Here is an 18,095-nt window from a genome sequence, read left to right as displayed (position 1 = left end):
GCCTGACCCCATTGGTCGAAGGTTCCGTGCGAGCGGATGAAAAGGGAACACCGTCAGCCCCATTTTGGAGCAAGTCGGAGACTGTACCCGCAACTGTAGGCAGAAGCTGACATCCGCAGCCCCAACTGGGGGCAGCCACTGGTGCATAACCGGGAAGGCAGGGTGCAAGGCGTATCTGCAAGTCAGGAGACCTGCCTTCGTCTTTACATGCCATGTCACCGGGCGGGCAGACCGGGGGCTGAGATGACTGATGTCACGTTATTTTCTGCGGGGTTCTCACCCGTATTTTCCCACATGTTCCGCCCGGTTGGCTGATGGGGTGGGTGGCCTGCATCCACTGTTGCAAAACCTGTTGCGCAGAGCGCCGGACAGGGCAGAGGTTCTGGCCCTGCTGGGGGCCGCCGCACCACTGGCGGAAGAGGCCGTTTTGCAACAGGCCGGGGCACATATGTTTGGGCTATTCGTGCGAGACTTGCCCGTAACGTACCGGGAAAGAGGACATCAGCTTGAGGCACAGTTCCGTATAATGCTCAATCAGGCACTGAGTCTGGTCATGCAAGCCCGTTTTGCCCCGGCGTAGAGCGAGGTGGCAGAGAATGCCACCGGGCACGCCATGGTCATGGCCTATGTGGCCGTGCAGCAGCTTCTGGGAGCGCGCCGTATGGCCATGGATTTGTACTGCGGTAGGTAGGGGGGGAACCATAGCGGCCTTTTTATTGGCCGATCTTGGACTTTTCCTGTTTTTTGTTCTCTTTTACATAGGCGCCGCCTGCCATGTTGGTCGTTATGGCCCGCAAGGTGGCGTGTGTTGCCCGGTGTTACAGAGCAGGATCAGGTTATGCCCCATGCGTTTTTGCCCATACTGACCTTTGCCGCCGCATGGGGTGTTCTGGTGCTGACACCGGGGACCGAAACTGCTCTTGTTATCCGTCTGGGTATGAATGTCGGGCACAAGGCCGCCTTGGGGGCGGCTCTGGGCACTGGCACGGGGCTGGCAATATGGGGGGCCGGTACGGCGTTTGGGGTGAGCGCGCTGGTTGCCGCGTCTCCCACGCTGTATCTGGCGTTGCAATGGGCTGGTGCGTTTTATCTGGCTTACTTGGGTATCCGCCTGCTTATGCCGTCTGCTGGTGTTCATGATCAGGCGGAGGGGGCGGCACAGGCCAGCCAGATTACCAGTATGGGCGCGGGGTATCAGCGCGGTCTGCTAACGACCTGCCTGAACCCACTGGTCGGCGTGTTTGACCTGACAGCCTTTGCCCAGTTTATTCCCGCAGGTGTGGAGCGTGTCAGCTATTCCCTGCTGCTGGCGGGAGTGCAGGTGGTTATGGCGGTAGCATGGTACGCGGCTCTGGCCTGTCTGGCGTTTTCCCTTGGCCGTGTTCTGTCCAGTCCCAGGGTTGTGCGTGCATTGGATATGCTAACGGGGGGTGTGTTCATCTATTTTGCACTCAGGCTGGCTCTGAGCGGTCTTCCCGCCTGATCGGGTAGCACCGGAATACTCTGAGCTGTTCAGCTATGATGAACTTGTGGTGCGCACGGCATAAGGCGGACGGGGTATGCCAAAGCCCCTTTGGCAACAGGGATGGTCCATGAGCAAAACACCAAAGCTTATTCAGTCCATAGAGCGCTCTGCTGCTATTCTGGAAATTATTGCCCAGCAGGGTGGTGGTGCGCGTTTGCAGCAGATTGCCAGTATTTCCGGCATAGGCAAAACAACGGTACACAATATTTTGCAAACGCTGGACCATTTGGGATACGTCCAGCGCCGGTCGGGGGATATGCGCTACCATCTGGGAGGGCGCATTCTCAATCTCGCGCGTATTGCGGGGGATGATAACATGTTGCGTGCCCGCCTGCGCCCGGTGCTGGAGGCCGTAGCATATAAAAGTGGTGCCACGGCGTGGCTGGCGGTCCCCAGCGGTGATCAGGCGACGTATTTGGATATTGTGGATCCAAACGGGTTTTGCCTCAATCTGGCGACCATGCCCCGGCGGGAAAATCTGGAAGGCTCAGCTGTTGGGTGGGTGTTTCTGGCCTGTGTGCCGGGGTTGGGCAAACGGGTGCTGGCAACCCGCGCCAATGCGTTGGACGCCAATGTGCTGAGCAAGATCGAGGATGTACGCATCAAAGGTTATGCGCTGGATATTGAGGCATATAGGCCGGGGCTGAACGGCGTTGCCATTCCATGGCGCGAGAATGGGGAGGTCAGGGCAAGCCTGTGCCTGACCGGCCCCCCTGCAAGGTTTCCGCAGCACAGGTTGATCCGGCTTGCATGGATGATGATGCGCGCACTCGAACAACTCAATGTTCAATAATATTGAATAAATAAGCTTTGCCCTATTTTGTTTATTCCCTTCTCCAGCGGTCGGGTTAACGTACACTCCTTTATGCAAAAGGGATGTACGGACCATGAAAGCAACAATAGCAACCGCCATGCTGGATGCAGCACATTCTGAGGCGCAGCGGATGGGCGTGAATGTCTGCATTTCCATTCTGGATGCCGCGGCATGGCCCGTTGCCTTCCTGCGTATGGAAGGCACAATTCTGGGTGCGGTGGATGTTGCCAGCAAAAAGGCGCGTACCGCAGCCCTGTTCCAGATGGACAGCGCGGATTTTGCAAAAATTGGCCGCCCGGATGGCCGTGCCTATACGTTGGAAAACACCAATGGCGGCATGGCCAGTTTTGGTGGGGGGCTTGTGCTTAAAGCAGCGGATGGCACGTTGCTGGGGGCGATCGGGGTTTCTGGTGCCAGCACGGAAGAAGATATTGCCATTGCCCGGGTTGCCGCGAACATTCTTTCAGCCTGACAGGCTTTTTGGCTAAGAGAAACTCCATGACAACACAAACCGTACCCCCTGCGGGCCGCGCCTCTCTGGTGCCGCCTCCAGCGGGTAGAACCGCCGCACTTCTTGTGCTGACATTTGGCGCATTTGTTGTAGGCACCGGCGAGTTTGCCATTATGGGCATGTTGCCAGAATTTGCAGCCTCCCTCCACCTATCTACGGCAGATGCGGGTTACGCCATTACGGCCTACGCGCTGGGGGTTGTTGTTGGCGCACCGCTCATTACCATTCTGGGTGCGCGTCTGTCGCGCCGGGAACTGTTGCTTGTGCTGCTGCTTTTGTTCGGGTTTGGCAATCTGCTCAGTGTTGTCATGCCAACGCCGGGGCTGGTTGAGGTTGCCCGTTTTATTACCGGTCTGCCGCATGGAGCTATTTTTGGTGTGTCTGCTCTGGTGGCCGCATCCATGGTGGAGCGCTCGCGCAGGGGCTGGGCAGTTGGGCGTGTGCTGTCCGGTATTGCTATTTCCACCTTGGTGGGGGCGCCTTTTTCCACTTTTGCGGCCAACCATTTTGGCTGGCGTATTGCTTACCTGATTATTGGCCTGTTCGGGTTTTTAACCTTTGTGGGAGTATGGCGCTTTATTCCGGCCGATACGCCAAACCGTTCCAATTCTCCACTCAGGGAGGTCACAGCACTGGGCAATGCGCAGGTCTTGCTGACCTTGCTGACCGCGGCTATTGGTTTTGGTGGTATGTTTGCAATTTACACTTACCTGACAAGTGTTTTGCAAAATGTTACGCATGTTCCCGAATGGCAGGTCATGCTGTACATGGTCATTTGGGGCGTGGGCATGCTGGCGGGTGCCAATATCGGGGCATGGCTGGTGGACCGCAACATTAACTTCGCGGCTATTTTTGCACTTGCGGGTAGTGCTGTGGCCATGCTGGTTTTTTCGGCACTTCTGCACAACAACCTTGGGTTGATGCTGGATGTGTTTTTGATCCCAGCCTGCGTAAATGCATTGGGTCCGGCCTTACAAACCAGATTGATGGATTTTGCGGGAGATGCGCAAACGTTGGCGGCCTCCCTTAATCATTCGGCATTCAATATTGCCAATGCGCTTGGCGCATCGTTGGGCAGCCTACTGCTGGGCCAGCAGTATGGGTATGGCGCGCTGGGTGTTGGGGGCGCACTTTTGTCCATTGGTGGGTTGCTGGTTTATCTGCTGGCTCTTTTTATTCTTAAAAAGAGCGGTGTACCAGAAGAGCGTTTGCCCATAACATAATGGAAGACAAATTACACAATGCCCCTTGAGCGCAAAAAGGGGTTTTGTGTTGCTCTATGTTGCATACAGAAAATATTGCAAGTTGGTAGTCTGAACACAGTTAAGGCACCGCATGAACTGCAAGGCATGTATTATTTTTATGGGGAGTAACAACGCGTTAAAGTAAAAGTGGTGTCCCGTACGGGATTCGAACCCGTGTTGCCGCCGTGAAAGGGCAAAAATAGACCGCAGTCATCTGCGAGTTCCTTTCATAACTATATGATAAACATACATATATGTGTCACACAACATCATGCGTTGTCACCCTAAATCTTTCTTGTTGTGGTGCAAAAATGGTGCACGGATCCCTGTCAGCCGTATTCAGTGTTTCTTATAGAGGGCGTATGCATGACTAATTTTGGGGAGATCGCTTGACGTAATATTTGCGAAAGTTACGTAGTCCGACCGCAAGCGCACGAGACGTCTGGAATTTATAGGGCGGTCGCAAGTCTAAAAAGTTCTCTAATTGGGAAGACGGACGTATAGAAGTTCACATTTTAGATTTTTTATGATTTTTCAATAAAATCAGCGCCTTAGAGATTGCGAACTGCGGGACTCGAACCCTGAGAAGGGGGTGAGTTGCGTTCAAAACCTTGCTGATTTCATCAAGGAAAACGCTAAAAGACGTCCTTCTTGGTAACGATTTACGAGAAACACTTTGGAGAAGAAACAAGTTCTCGTCAAGAGACTTCCCAAAACGTTCAAAAAGGTGAGGGGGTGACAGAGGGGCGCTGTGTGGTCTGCGGGTTCGGTGCGGGTTTTTGGCGGGTTGTGGCTTCTGTTTCCGACTTGAAAAACCCGTTTTGAGGCTGATCTGTTTTAAGGGCGTGTGTTTGTAAAATTTTGAGGGCTTGTTCAAGCTGTCCTGTATGCTGGGCACGGAAGAAGGCTTTCCGTGTGGCTTCATCAAGGTCTTTGTGCAGGCCGGGTAGCTGCCTGAGGTGACGTAAGCGATTTTGAGCGGCTTCGAGAGTTGGCCTATAGGCCGTTTCAGCCTTACTTTGCTCTTCTTTCCGCTGAGCCATAGACTTTTGATAAAGTGCCCTTAGCAAGGAGAGCGTTCTTTCTTTATCGAGAAGAACTGAGATGTATTTCTTCTTCTGGTCATAGTAGTTTTCCAGAGACCGTTCCCGTGCTGTAGGCACCGGCAAGGTCAGAGGATGGGGTGGTTTTTCTCTCAGGCCAAAGAGGTAAAGTAAGGTCTCAATGAGATAACGGAGTATTTCAGCAAGAATAAGAATGGCTTTTTCAAAAGCCTCATCAGCCTTGTGACGCCGTCCGGTTAAACCTCCCAATAAGGATGCATAAGCGGCTTCACGTTCCTGATGCGCTAAGTCGAGTGTTTGCTTAGCCTTTTTCAGTTTTATCTGAAGGGGCTTTATTTCGCGTAAGATATTTTGGAAGACTTGGTCGCGTGTTGGGACTGGGCCATAAAGCGATAAAGGGTTCTGGCGTATGATGTGTTCACATCGGGCTACTTCTTTTTTCCAGTCTGTCAGGTAATGGGCAAAGCCGGGATTAAGGGTGTGGGTTTGAGTGAGAGAAGTTACTGTCGGACGAGACCTTGGCTCTCTACGCAGCGGCACAATCATGGCATCCGGTGGCAAGGCGCGAGGCGGTCTGGCGCTGAGCGGGCTTAACCGGCGGGCACGGGCGGCAACCGAGCGTACAAGGCGGGGTTCTGCTGCTGGTAGGGCCTCCTGCATCAGAAGCGCACGGAAGTCTTTCATGCGTATTTTGGTTAGACGGGTAAAAGAGCCAATCAGAGTGCCGTCCGCTGTTTCAATGATATGGGCACCCGGTCTGGTGTTGCTTTTATCGCCTTCACGCATCACAAGACCCTGTTCTTGTAATAGACGGCGGAAGGCTGGGAGTTTTTCGCCCGACTGTTGCCAGAGAGCGACAATTTCTTTCTTTAAGGCAGGTAAATCCAAAGCCTGTCGTTCTGTTATCCGGCGTGCCTGAGAGGTGTACGCGGCACGGGGGAGGACAGTACCATCAGGTATGAGGGCTTCCACCAGTTGGGCTTCGCTGTGCTTACCTTCTCGATGTAAGGCGGTAGCAAGAGCCGCATCATGACGCCCTGCTATTAAAGAGTGTCCTAGCCTGATTTCTTCTAACCTGGCGACCTTCTCCAGTCGCATATAGGAGAAGCGGCTACTCAACACATGGTTATGCTGCCATTCAGGCAGAATAAGATGTCCATGCCTCTTACCGTCTTTTTGGTGAAGGATAAGGGCGCGAGAGGCTTTATCGGCCTTGAGTTCCTCACAAATTCGGTCAGCAAACTCTGACAGTTCAGTGTCTGTCATGGTCTGTTCGGGATTAAAGGCAATATGACGGAGGCCATAGGTCAGGCCTTCACGTTTGGCTTCCTTAACCCAGTCTTTAAGCCAGTATTCGCTGCCTTCAAGCACCAGAATGGCTTCATTTTTCTCACCGCGTAAGACATGGGCGGCAAGGGCTTTATGGCCGCTGCCCGTCTTGATGCGGGTTTCCTTGACAATCATGGCCACACATCTGTGAGGGCAGGGTCAATGTATCGTCTGCCGGGAAGCGGGGCGGATACGGTTCAACAGCCTGTCTGTTCTATCTTTCAGGACGTCGATGTCGTCCAAAGTGGCGGCACAGGCCACAGCCTCGCCACGATTGGCAGCATGGGCTAGTTGGTTGAGGTTGTTGCCAACGCGAGCAAGGTCTCCTCTTAGGCCTCTGAGTTCAGCAAGGAGCTGGTCGCCCTCTTGGCCAGCGAACTCGGCATCACGCAAGAGAGCGCGTATCCACCCGGCGGTAGTATGGTGTCCGGCCCGTCTGGCGACGACTTGCCAGCGGTCGAGTTCGTCGGGTCTAGCCCTGACGGAGAGGCGGGACGTTCGGATTTCAGGCATGGTTTCAGTCTCCATAATGTGGGGGTCAACGGGGGAGGTACTCCCCCTTGCCAGCTTGTCCAAGGCACCCAACGGGTAGCCATTGGACACTGCTGGCTCCTGACACAAACCCCATGGAGACTAAGGTACTCTATTTCCATGCAAGGAACGAAAAAAGAACAAAATATTAAAAAATTGGAATGGGGTAATGCACACAAAGAGGCTTTTATAAGGCTGTGAAATTCGCTTATTTTATTTATTGAGAAAATTGAGGTGGCTAGCCAGTACATTTTCAGAGCAGAGCTTCAACCTCTTCCATGGCCGAACACACAGAGTCTATGTAGACATGCTATTCATGTGAGCAAGACTCAACAGAACACCAAAATTGTTGAGTGGCTGTTGATATGGAAACAGGATTGGGTAGAGGCTATGAACGCCGTAGAGATTGAAGAAGCCGTATCTGCACTTGTGGAGCAACCATTTGATGCAGAAGAGTTTCCTTACCTTTTTCTCTCGGCATTCGGTAATAAAGACACCACCATAAAGCGTCTCCGGGCCACCAAAGGCTCGACCAATGCCTCTGACATCCCAGGCGCCGTTCTCCAGCGGAATAACATCCATATTGCGACCTGCCCGCCCGGTGAGGTGACGCGGACTTTGACCGCCCTCCGGGATAGCCCAGCCACGTCGAAGGCCAAGGCCAAGTTCATTCTGGCGACGGATGGTGAGACCTTCGAGGCGGAGGAATTGGATACAGGTGAGACCGTGGCCTGTGCCTATGCGGACTTCCCGAATCATTTCGGCGCGTTCCTGCCCTTAGCCGGCATCACGACGGTCAAACAAATCCGCGAAAGTTCGTTCGATATTCGTGCGACCAGCAAGTTGAACCGGCTGTATGTCGAATTGCTAAAAGACAATCCCGACTGGGGAACGGCCGACCGCCGCCACGACATGAACCACTTCATGGCCCGGTTAATCTTCTGCTTCTTCGCCGAAGACACGGATATTTTCCAAGTGGGTTACTCGTTCACGAACACGGTCGATACAATGACCGAGCGAGATTCGTCTAACACCCACGAGGTGATTGGCGAACTGTTCCGTGCAATGAACACCCCCACGGCAGAGCGAAAGAAAGCCGGCATCGCTCGTTACGCCGATAGGTTCCCATACGTTAATGGCGGTCTATTTTCGGGCAGCCCCGACGTGCCGCGTTTCAGCAAGATCGCCCGATCCTATCTTATCCACATCGGCGCTCTCGACTGGACGAAAATCAACCCGGACATCTTCGGGTCTATGATCCAGGCCGTGGCAGATGATGAGGAACGTGGTGCTCTTGGTATGCACTATACGAGCGTTCCCAACATCCTCAAGGTTCTGAACCCTCTCTTTCTGGATGATTTGAGGGCACGACTGAATGAGGCCGGCGACAATGCCCGGATGCTCCTGAACCTACGCAAGCGTATGGCGAGGATCAGGGTGTTTGACCCAGCATGTGGCAGCGGAAATTTCCTTGTCATCGCTTATAAGGAGATGCGAGCCATAGAGGCTGAGATCAACAGTCGTCGCGGGGAAGCCGATCGTCCGTCAGAGATTCCTCTGACCAATTTCCGGGGGATCGAACTGCGTGATTTCCCTGCCGAGATTGCACGACTTGCGCTCATTATCGCAGAATTCCAATGCGATGTGCTGTATCGCGGTCAGAAACTGGCCTTGGCCGAATTCCTTCCGCTGAACGCAGAAAACTGGATTACCTGCGGTAACGCTCTTCGCTTGGATTGGTTGAGCATCTGCCCGCCGACGGGAACCGGAGTGAAACACAGCGCAGATGATCTATTTCATTCTCCGTTAGATCAGCCGCAAATCGATTTCGAGAACGAGGGTGGAGAAACCTATATCTGTGGGAATCCGCCTTATAAAGGTAGTAAATGGCAGAATGAGAAACAAAAAATCGAGCTGGCAAATGCTTGGGTAAAATTTCCACATCTCGCCAAGATTACAGACTACGTTTCTGGTTGGATCGCTCGCTATTTGGATTACGCAGAAAAGGTTCCCGATGCTGTCGCTGCGTTCGTGACTACGAACAGCATCTGTCAGGGCCAACAAGCCTCCGAAATTTGGCCCGTAGCTTTTGCTCGCGGCATCGAAATTCGCTTCGCCCACACCCCGTTCCATTGGAGCAATCTTGCCAGTCATAACGCGGGCGTTACCGTCATAATTATTGGACTTGGCTGTAAGTCGACCAAGTCAAAGCAACTTTTTGACGATTCAAGCCTTGTCCGTGACTGTAATACGATCGGCCCGTATCTCGTGCCTAACAGGGACGATGTCGTGCAGAAGGCAACTGACCCAATCGGACGACAATCAATAATGCTATTCGGCAACATGCCGCGTGATGGCGGTCATCTCTTTCTTAGCACAGATGAAGCCGATGACCTCAGACGGAATCCACAAACAAGCGCTTATGTTAAGCGATTCGTAGGTGCCGAGGAGTTGATTCATGGCAAGCAGAGATATTGTCTCTGGATAAATGATGAAGATGCTGTTACGGCAAAAAAAAGTGCGTTTATTGCCGATAGATTGGCGCTTGTTGCCAAAAACAGATTGCAGTCACAGGCGGGTTCAACAAGGGATTTTGCGAAACGACCATATAGGTTTGTTCAGATCGGTGGCGTTGCTAAAAAGAACGCGATATTTGTGGCTGGAATCAGTTCTGAGAACCGAGAATATTTACCCTGCGATTATCTACCTTCAGAATATATTGCATCTAATAAATGCTTTGCCCTGTATGATGCCCCGCTATGGAATATGGCGCTTGTCGCGTCGCGCCTCCATTGGGTATGGATTGGCACGGTTTGCGTGCGGATGCGGAACGATTTTTCCTATTCCAACACGCTGGGCTGGAACACTTTTCCCGTTCCAACCCTGACCGACAAGATGAAAGCAGACCTGACCCGCTGTGCTGAAGACATCCTGTTGGCACGCGAGGCGCATTTCCCCGCCACCATTGCGGAACTGTATGACCCCGAAAAAATGCCCGCCGATTTGAGAGAGGCGCACGACCGCAATGACGAAGTGCTGGAGCGCATCTACATTGGCCGACGTTTTCGCAATGATACGGAGCGACTGGAAAAACTGTTCGATCTCTATACCAAAATGACCGCCGGAACCGGATCGAAGAATAAGAAAAAGGTAGGGGCAGTATGAGCGCTCTTACAGAGATCGACAAAAGATACCTTGAAAAAATTCTTGGGATGCAGAGCGGTTACGTTCTGGATTATTCAGACACAACATTTCAGGAGTTTTTTGCCCGTTACGGGATTGAGATTCATAGTCAAAAATATCAGACGTATGGTTCATCAAAAGCCAGAAAAATGCGGGCCTTCTGGGAGAAAGAGCCTAACGCCATTGTCGGCCAAGTGCTTGATGAAATGTTAGGCGTCTATGAGGTAAATTGTCTCCTAAATGGCAATCAACCTGATGCAGTCATTCTCGAACAATCCCGAAAGGTAGTCGCACGTCTGATCGGAAAACCCCTTGCCGCTAAAACTATGAGTGCTGAAGAAGCCTTTCTTCACAGTGAATTTTCCATTCCAAACCTCCAGAAACTCCCGGTTGAAGGAGCAGTCGCATCCATCATCGAAAGTCGGTTAAAAGAAGCGCAAGCGACAATGTCTGCAAAAGCGTATCTTTCCACAATTTTTCTATGCGGTAGCGTGTTGGAAGCCGTTCTTCTGGGGGCCGCGCAGAAAGAGCCGGCGCGATTTAATCGTTCATCTGCTTGCCCCAAATCACCAGAGGGCAAGCCCAAGCTATTTCATGACTGGACGCTCAGTCAGTTGATAGACGTCTCGTGTGAAATAGGATTACTGAAGCCAGACGTGCAGAAATTTAGTCACGGTCTGCGTGATTTCCGAAATTACATCCATCCATACGCGCAAATGTTATCCCGCTTCTCCCCGGATAAACACACAGCGACACTTTGCTTCCAAACATTAAAAGCGGCATTAGCCAGTGTCGCAGGAGAGAGAGCATGACCCAAAAAATCCAATCCGTCCCTTCTGTCTCTGTCTCTTACGCGGCCAATGGGAGTTCAACCAAGGCCAATGCCATGGGGATGCGCCCCATGCAGGAACGCGCCTATGAAAAGCGCGGTGAACAGTATCTTCTCATCAAGTCTCCTCCGGCTTCAGGTAAAAGCCGGGCGCTTATGTTTATCGCCCTCGATAAGCTGGCCAACCAGGGACTGAAGCAGGCCATTATCGTCGTGCCTGAAAGAAGCATTGGCGCAAGTTTCCATGACGAGCCTCTGACCCAGTTTGGCTTTTGGGAAGACTGGCACGTAGAACCTAGAAGAAACCTGTGTGACGCAGCCGGCGGTGATAATGGGGGCAAGGTCAATTCGGTCGAGGCGTTCCTTAATAGTGAGGACAAGGTGCTTGTTTGCACGCACGCCACCTTCCGCTTCGCCGTGGACAGGTTCGGCGTTGAGGCTTTCGACGATCGTCTGATTGCTGTGGATGAATTCCATCACGTCTCATCCGATTCAGACAACAAACTGGGTCATCATCTCGGCGCGTTTATTGGCCGCGACAAAGTGCATATCGTCGCCATGACCGGCTCATACTTCCGGGGCGACGCGGTTGATGTCTTATCTCCACAGGACGAGGCCAAGTTTGATACCGTAACCTACACCTATTACGAGCAGTTAAACGGTTATCGATACCTCAAGCATCTCGACATCGGCTATTTCTTCTATTCCGGGTCTTATGCCGACGACATCCTGAAGGTTCTCGACCCAAAGCAAAAAACCATCATTCACATCCCCAGCGTCAATTCGCGCGAAAGTACGAAGGACAAGATGAGGGAAGTGGAGCACATCATCGAGGCTCTGGGCGACTGGCAAGGGGCTGACCCTGTTACCGGCTTTCAGTTGGTAGAAACGGAAGACGGCCGGACGTTGCGGATCGCTGATCTGGTGGACGATGACAAGAGCAAGCGTGACCGCGTGTCCACCGCACTGAAAGACCCAACCCAGAAGAACAACCGCGACCATGTGGACATCATCATTGCCCTGGGTATGGCCAAGGAGGGCTTTGACTGGATTTGGTGCGAACATGCGCTCACCGTTGGCTATCGATCCAGCCTGACCGAGATTATCCAGATCATAGGACGCGCTACCCGCGATGCGCCTGGGAAGACCCGCGCTCGCTTTACCAACCTTATCGCCGAGCCGGATGCGTCGGAAGAGGCCGTAACCGAGGCCGTGAACGATACCCTTAAAGCCATTGCCGCCAGTCTGCTGATGGAACAGGTTCTCGCCCCCCGCTTCGAATTCAGATCGAAAGCGCCAACCAACGAACCGACTGACGGCTTCGATTATGGAGACGACGGCTACCAACAGGACAAATGCAATGTCGGGTTTAACGAAGAGAAAGGAAAGTTCCAGATCGAGATCAAGGGGCTGTCAGAACCCAAGAGCGAAGAGGCAACCCGTATCTGCCAGGAAGACCTGAACGAAGTCATCACTGCCTTCGTTCAAGACAAGACTGCTCTTGAACGTGGGCTTTTCGACAAAGAACTCGTTCCGGAGGAATTGACGATCTCCCGCATGGGAAAAATCATCAAAGACAAATATCCCGAACTGGATGAGGAAGATCAGGAGGCCGTTCGACAGCACGCCATCGCGGCTCTGAACCTGACACAACAGGCGGCTCATATTGCGACGAGTGGCGATGGAGAACCAGGAGCCAACACGGCCCTGATCGATGGCGTGCGTAAATTCGCAATGGACGTGCGAGAACTGGACATTGATCTGATTGATCGCATCAATCCGTTTGGTGAGGCTTATTCCATCCTGGCTAAAGCAATGAGCGAGGAGAGTCTAAAGCAGGTTGTGGCCGTAATCGGTGCCAAACGTGCGACTATGACATTGGAAGAAGCCCGTGTTTTATCTAAACGAGCGCTAAAGTTCATGCAGGAACGTGGCCGGCTCCCCTCCATAACATCGACTGACCCCTGGGAGAAAAGCATGGCCGAGGGCGTTGCGTTCCTTGCTCGCATGAAGGCGGAGGCGGCTCGTGGCTAAGGGTTTTACCGACGAAGATGATGCGCTCCTGTCAGCGCTGGGCGTTGAAGTCGAGACAAAGAAAGAAGCCTCTAAAACCCCAAAAGAAGAGCGCATTATAGCCGGGTTTGAGGAAATCCAGCGGTTTGTGGATGAACACGGACGCTCCCCTCGTCATGGGGAAGGCCACGACATTTTCGAGCGCCTATACGCAGTCCGCCTCGATCGGCTTCGCTCGCAACCCGATTGCATGGCATTGCTTCTGCCTATGGATCATCAAGGTATTCTCTCCAATGCCGTTGTCATTGAAGAGATCGATGAAAACATTAGCGACGATGAACTGCTTTCCATGCTCGGCGTGGACGGCATCGAGCAGAACTCAATCACTGAACTGCGCCATGTCCGTTCCACAGCAGAAAAGCGGGCAGCCGAGGAAATCGCCAACCGGGAGCGCTGTGAGGATTTCGACACTTTCAAGCCGATATTCAACGCAGTCCAGAAAGACATTGAGGTTGGAACGCGCATTACACGCCCGATCAGGAAAGAGGCCGGTTTTCTGAAGACCGACATCAGACCTGGTGAGTTCTTTATCCTTGGCGGTCAGACAGCATATGTTGCCGAGATTGGTGAGACCTTCAGAGCGCCCAATGGTGAGAGTGATGCCCGTCTCCGCGTCATTTATTCCAATGGAACCGAAAGCAACATCCTGCTTCGTTCCCTACAGCGTGCGCTTTACAAAGATGAAGCCAGCCGCCGAGTGTCCGAACCCAGTGCCGGGCCATTATTCGCCGGAGACAACGACGAAGACGATCTTGCAAGCGGAACCATTTACGTTCTGAGGAGTGAATCCGACAATCCCATTGTCGCGGCCAACAGAGACCTTATCCACAAGATTGGCGTAACTGGCGGAGACGTTGCAAAACGGATAGCCAGCGCAAAACTCGATCCGACATTCCTGTTGGCGGACGTGGAGATCGTAGCGACTTACAATCTGTTCAATATCAGCCGGACGAAACTTGAGAACATCATCCATCGCATCTTCGATCCAGCACGGTTGGACATCCAGATCGAGGACAGGTTCGGGAACCCTGTGATTCCTCGCGAATGGTTCCTTGTTCCTATGTTTGTTATCAATGAGGCCGTGGAAAAAATCAAGGATGGGACGATTACGGGATACGTTTATGATCCCCAAAAAGCGGCTTTGGTCAAACGGAAGTGTTGATTTTGTCTATAAATCCAAGAAATTTATCAATTTAAACTTTTTTATTTTTAACAATATAATTTATAAGAAATTTTATATGTATTGGTAAAGTATTGGGACGCATTTACTTCGTTATTTGCGCTCACGAAGTAAGGGGGTAGGCTTTAAATCCTAAAAGTGACGCTATTTTTAAAAGATCCCTCTGCTCTGTTCAACCTCTATTTCTACGCCTTGGCACCAAGTTGTGATAATCCAATGGGCTTGGAAGAGATAATCTAGATTGACGGCAATATCCTCGAATGGTTTGCCTTTACAGGTATGTGGGTAACGGAAGCGATCGGCAAAAGGGTCGAAAAATTGCATCTCAGCGATCATAGTCTGTACGCGCCGAGTGAGATCGTCATCATCGCAATATCCGAGGGTATTGCGTTCCTTGAGCAGTTGAGCAAATAATTTGTTAAGGTCGTGACCGATATTTTTGGGTAGATTGCCAGCGATATATGCGATGGCTGATTTGAGGTGAAGTTCTACACTTTGTCGCCAGAGCATGAGAAGAGGCCTTAGGAGGAGACTTCTGGAGCTATCGAGTTGGGCGCAATCCCACATTTCCTCAAATCCGCGCTCAAAGCTGTATGCAAGAAATTCCCAAGAATTTGATATTAGGTTGTCGGGATTGGATTTGAGAAATGCTCGAAGTTCCGGTTGCAAATCCATGCATTGTTCAGCCAATGAAAAGCGACGTTTAGATGACATGGTAATTCTACTCTATGCAACTGCTGACTAACGACGTGTTTGTATCAATTTTTACAGACTACATCTTAAACAGAGTGCAGGATACCTAAGTGCTTCCACAGTCTGCTTAAGGTTTTCGGTTGCAATACCTGAGAGATAGGTCGTGGCCCCTTGGCTTTTGTGGCTGGCTTCATGACCAAGCAGGGCATCAATCCAGAGTTCTCTGAGGTCTCCAGCCTGATTGCGTAGACGGGTGGATACCGTGTGCCGGAAACTATGGAACGTAATGGCAGCCGGAAGGCCTATGGTCGTTTTGAACTTCGAGAAATTCCGACCAAAGTCTGTGCCACGCGGGCCGCTTTTGGGTGTTTTTAGTTCTGAAAACAAGAATTTCTCACCGTCTTTCCTAAAGTCCAGAATGCCCCAGTCCAGCAAAGCACTATGGATGGGCACATTACGGGTGCCTGCTTCTGTTTTGGGTGTCCATTTGTCTTCGGGGTGAGGGCGGATAAGGAAACAGGGGATACCATCAACCTCCTGAATATCCTCATTGCGCAGGTTGCAGATTTCTCCCAGTCTCATACCGCTATAGGCGGCGACCAGTGTAATGCCTGCAAAGGTTGCTTGCGAGATGGTGTTGCATGTCCAGGCTGAAGACGAAAGCAGGGCCAGTTCATCATTTGTCCATGCCCTGCGTGGGTTCCGCTTGGTCAGGTCAAAATCCCAGTTGCTCCATGGGTTCTTGTCTGCAATCTCGCGGCGAATAAGCTGGTTCCACAGAGCTGAGAGCCGCATGAAGTGGTTTTTCACGCTTTTGCCACTGAGGGTTGGCAGGTCATGCTCCTGTGCCCGTTCAACCTCAGCGTTTAAATCCAAGTCCTGCTTGCCTTTGGCGTAGGAGGTCGGAAGGGAGAAAAGCAGGTCTCTAAACTCTCCAGCGACGCGCCCAGTAATCTCTTTAATTGGCTTATCGCCAAAAGCCTGCACAAAGAGTGCTACCGTGCGGGCGGTTTCTTTCTTGGTGGCCTCACTTTTCTGGCTATCTGCTAGCAAGGCAAGCTGAAGGGCTTCTGTCAGACGTGGGGAAGATGGGAGAACTGGGGCCGGAGACGGTGTAGGGGGTGCCAACTGATGGGAAGGTGGCACTGCACCGGGAGCCTGAGAGAGGGCTGGGCCTGTCTGGAACAGTTTCACTAGCGTGGCATGAAGCCGGTCTATCTCTTCCGTCTTGCGGGCAAGGCTGGCCTTGTCTTGCATCGTGCCCGTTATCATGTCCTTGCGCAGTTTTATCATGTTCTGGTTCAGACGTTCCAATGCCTCGGAAGAGTAGGCAATGAAGGCTCTTGTCTTGAGCAGGTCTGCATAGCGGGTCATGCTGGCACGGTAGCGCTCAAGTTTGAGTTGCCCTGCAGTAGCGCGTTCGTTGTTTTCTATGACCTTTTCCTGCTGTTTGATGATGTCTTCATACAGGGCCAGAAGGTCGTCTTTGGTGATGGGTTTCTTCTGGGCTGGGTCAGTCATGAGGCGGGCCGTTCTAAATAGCGCACTCGTCTGGGCATGGAGGGCCATGGCAGAGAGGCGGGCTTCTGATTTGTTCCCCGTTTTGAGGGAAATCCAGAATTCAGTTTTGCCGAAGAGAGGCCGTAAGGCAACGGGGACGACGCGGCGAAAATGGTAATGGGTGCCCACGAGAGCCAGCATTGAGAACTTCTCCAGTTTGGAGAAGGACTATGGAGAAGCGGGTTTACACTTCACCGCTTTCAATTTTTCTCAATAAAATCAACACCTTAAGGTATGCGAACTGCGGGACTCGAACCTGCATCAACCCGCAGTGACACTTTTCTAACCCTTTGAAACAGCAAAAAGAATGCGACGTGCTGTCTTCTGGTTGGTGTTTGTGTTCCCAGAGTTGGTTAAGCAATCTGGGGAAACAAAGCTAAAAGTTTAACATAAAATTTTGGATTTTTGGAAGGTTATTCTATATTATGAATAGAAGAAATTTTCCTTAAAGAGATGTTATATTAATTTTCTCTATCTATATGCTAAATTTTGTAATGCGTTCTGATATAAATGCATTAAGGAGTTCATGTCATCTACATTATTAAAAAAAGACTGAGAGTCAAAGCCATGTTGGGGAGTGAGATTTAATTGGTTTCTTATGTATTTTAATCTACCTTTACCGACAACTTTGCTCCATCCTGGAAAGCCTATTCTACAAATTTTTCTTTCTTCTGTTTTTTCAATTTTTCTTTTAAATATAAAATTTCTTTTTTCTTCTTTTATTTTAAATTCCTTCAATAAATCTATCTGTCCATCATGATTGTTGTCAAATCTACATCCATATCTATTTAATATTTTTTCCAATTCTCTATAGGTTACAAGGTATTGATTTCTATCTATATGCCTTGTATTCTTTTTTATCCACCAAGCGATGAAATAAATTTCTGGATCGTCTGTATTTTTTGCAAGATCTTTATATCTTGAATATTTGTTTATGTTTTTTTCTGATATTTCAACTGTGAAATCTTCTAGTTCTTTTTCTGTACAGCTAATCATATAACCATTTTTGTATAGATAGTGTACAGTGCTTAGATATGCAGTTCTCTTGTTTGCGTCATGAAATGGATGGTTCATGATTAAACCATATAGAATTGTTGCAGATTTTTCGTAAATATTTTTCCATTTACTTACTCCAGAAAAGCACGTGTGCTGTCGTTCTACTGCTGAAATTAGAAGGTTTAAAGATTTTGGACCAAAACCACCAATACCTTCACCTTCTGTGAGAAAGAAGTCAGCAAGCAAATAATGTGCTTTTATAACTTCTGACACAGCAAGTGCAGAATTGTCAGTTTCTTCGTATCCATCACATTCAGACAATGTTCTAATATATAAATCTTCAACCCCACGGTTGGTAAATAATCCCTCGTAAGACACAAGACACTCCATAGATTGCGTATCATTTTCCATATACAATTTTACGTCCTTCTGAAAGGATGCCAACAGATTGGCTAGCCAATCTATTTTGTCTGTGTAGCCTAGCTTTGTTGGGAATTAATATATTGAACGTATTTCTATCGAAGTTGTAACGGAATTTTATAAAATAATTACTGGAAATCAAG

Annotated in this window: 14 protein-coding genes, 1 tRNA gene and 1 riboswitch; of the genes, 9 read left to right on the top strand and 6 right to left on the bottom strand. The window is 50.7% G+C overall.

Going from position 1 to position 18,095, the window contains the following annotated elements; all coding sequences use genetic code 11:
- The first annotated feature begins 2 nt into the window (after positions 1 to 2).
- Positions 3 to 213: riboswitch (cobalamin riboswitch) on the top strand.
- A 37-nt stretch (positions 214 to 250) separates the two neighbouring features.
- The 5 genes from GOB86_RS07995 (at position 251) to GOB86_RS07975 (ending at position 4,073) form a co-directional block, all read left to right on the top strand.
- Positions 251 to 580 (top strand): hypothetical protein, encoded by a 330-nt coding sequence (locus GOB86_RS07995; protein WP_165991824.1) that lies wholly within the window; start codon positions 251 to 253, stop codon positions 578 to 580.
- 228 nt (positions 581 to 808) lie between these two features.
- Positions 809 to 1,483 (top strand): LysE family translocator, encoded by a 675-nt coding sequence (locus tag GOB86_RS07990; protein ID WP_242012554.1) that lies wholly within the window; start codon positions 809 to 811, stop codon positions 1,481 to 1,483.
- Positions 1,484 to 1,592: 109 nt separating this feature from the next.
- Positions 1,593 to 2,318 (top strand): IclR family transcriptional regulator, encoded by a 726-nt coding sequence (locus GOB86_RS07985; RefSeq protein ID WP_165991823.1) that lies wholly within the window; start codon positions 1,593 to 1,595, stop codon positions 2,316 to 2,318.
- Positions 2,319 to 2,412: 94 nt separating this feature from the next.
- Complete coding sequence (locus GOB86_RS07980; RefSeq protein ID WP_165991822.1) at positions 2,413 to 2,811, top strand: GlcG/HbpS family heme-binding protein; 399 nt, start codon at positions 2,413 to 2,415, stop codon at positions 2,809 to 2,811.
- 26 nt (positions 2,812 to 2,837) lie between these two features.
- Positions 2,838 to 4,073: an MFS transporter gene (locus tag GOB86_RS07975; RefSeq protein WP_165991821.1), complete on the top strand. Its 1,236-nt coding sequence runs from the start codon at positions 2,838 to 2,840 to the stop codon at positions 4,071 to 4,073.
- Positions 4,074 to 4,242: 169 nt separating this feature from the next.
- On the opposite strand, the gene GOB86_RS07970 is transcribed toward GOB86_RS07975, so the two are convergent.
- The 3 genes from GOB86_RS07970 to mobC form a co-directional block, all read right to left on the bottom strand.
- A tRNA-Glu gene (locus GOB86_RS07970) sits at positions 4,243 to 4,310 on the bottom strand.
- Positions 4,311 to 4,813: 503 nt separating this feature from the next.
- Entirely contained in the window at positions 4,814 to 6,622 is a 1,809-nt protein-coding gene (locus GOB86_RS16045; RefSeq protein ID WP_242012553.1) for a relaxase/mobilization nuclease domain-containing protein, read from the bottom strand.
- Between the two features lie 24 nt (positions 6,623 to 6,646).
- Complete coding sequence (gene mobC / locus GOB86_RS07960; protein WP_165991820.1) at positions 6,647 to 7,090, bottom strand: plasmid mobilization relaxosome protein MobC; 444 nt, start codon at positions 7,088 to 7,090, stop codon at positions 6,647 to 6,649.
- A 318-nt stretch (positions 7,091 to 7,408) separates the two neighbouring features.
- Here mobC and GOB86_RS07955 point away from each other — a divergent pair, with 318 nt between their 5' ends.
- Genes GOB86_RS07955 through GOB86_RS07940 form a run of 4 tightly spaced genes read left to right on the top strand, consistent with a single transcriptional unit; the run spans position 7,409 to position 14,265 of the window.
- A complete protein-coding gene (locus GOB86_RS07955; RefSeq protein ID WP_165991846.1) occupies positions 7,409 to 10,183 on the top strand; it encodes a class I SAM-dependent DNA methyltransferase in 2,775 nt (924 codons plus the stop codon).
- Positions 10,180 to 11,013 carry a hypothetical protein gene (locus tag GOB86_RS07950; protein ID WP_165991819.1) on the top strand — a complete coding sequence of 278 codons (834 nt, stop codon included), beginning with the start codon at positions 10,180 to 10,182 and terminating at the stop codon, positions 11,011 to 11,013. Before GOB86_RS07955 ends, GOB86_RS07950 begins: the two co-directional genes overlap by 4 nt.
- Positions 11,010 to 13,064, top strand: coding sequence for a DEAD/DEAH box helicase (locus GOB86_RS07945; RefSeq protein ID WP_165991818.1), 2,055 nt, complete (start codon positions 11,010 to 11,012; stop codon positions 13,062 to 13,064). Before GOB86_RS07950 ends, GOB86_RS07945 begins: the two co-directional genes overlap by 4 nt.
- Positions 13,057 to 14,265: a GIY-YIG nuclease family protein gene (locus GOB86_RS07940; protein ID WP_165991817.1), complete on the top strand. Its 1,209-nt coding sequence runs from the start codon at positions 13,057 to 13,059 to the stop codon at positions 14,263 to 14,265. Before GOB86_RS07945 ends, GOB86_RS07940 begins: the two co-directional genes overlap by 8 nt.
- 168 nt (positions 14,266 to 14,433) lie before the next feature.
- On the opposite strand, the gene GOB86_RS07935 is transcribed toward GOB86_RS07940, so the two are convergent.
- The 3 genes from GOB86_RS07935 to GOB86_RS07920 form a co-directional block, all read right to left on the bottom strand.
- Entirely contained in the window at positions 14,434 to 14,997 is a 564-nt protein-coding gene (locus GOB86_RS07935) for a HEPN domain-containing protein (RefSeq protein WP_165991816.1), read from the bottom strand.
- Between the two features lie 51 nt (positions 14,998 to 15,048).
- Complete coding sequence (locus tag GOB86_RS16040) at positions 15,049 to 16,677, bottom strand: site-specific integrase (RefSeq protein WP_242012552.1); 1,629 nt, start codon at positions 16,675 to 16,677, stop codon at positions 15,049 to 15,051.
- A gap of 330 nt (positions 16,678 to 17,007) precedes the next feature.
- Positions 17,008 to 17,943, bottom strand: coding sequence for a type II toxin-antitoxin system death-on-curing family toxin (locus GOB86_RS07920; protein ID WP_165991815.1), 936 nt, complete (start codon positions 17,941 to 17,943; stop codon positions 17,008 to 17,010).
- Positions 17,944 to 18,095 lie beyond the last annotated feature (152 nt).

It is taken from the genome of Acetobacter lambici (assembly GCF_011516885.1).
In the GTDB taxonomy this organism is placed as follows: Bacteria; Pseudomonadota; Alphaproteobacteria; order Acetobacterales; family Acetobacteraceae; genus Acetobacter; species Acetobacter lambici.
Note: the sequence above shows the minus strand (reverse complement) of the source record. Positions and strands in the feature narration are given on the sequence as shown.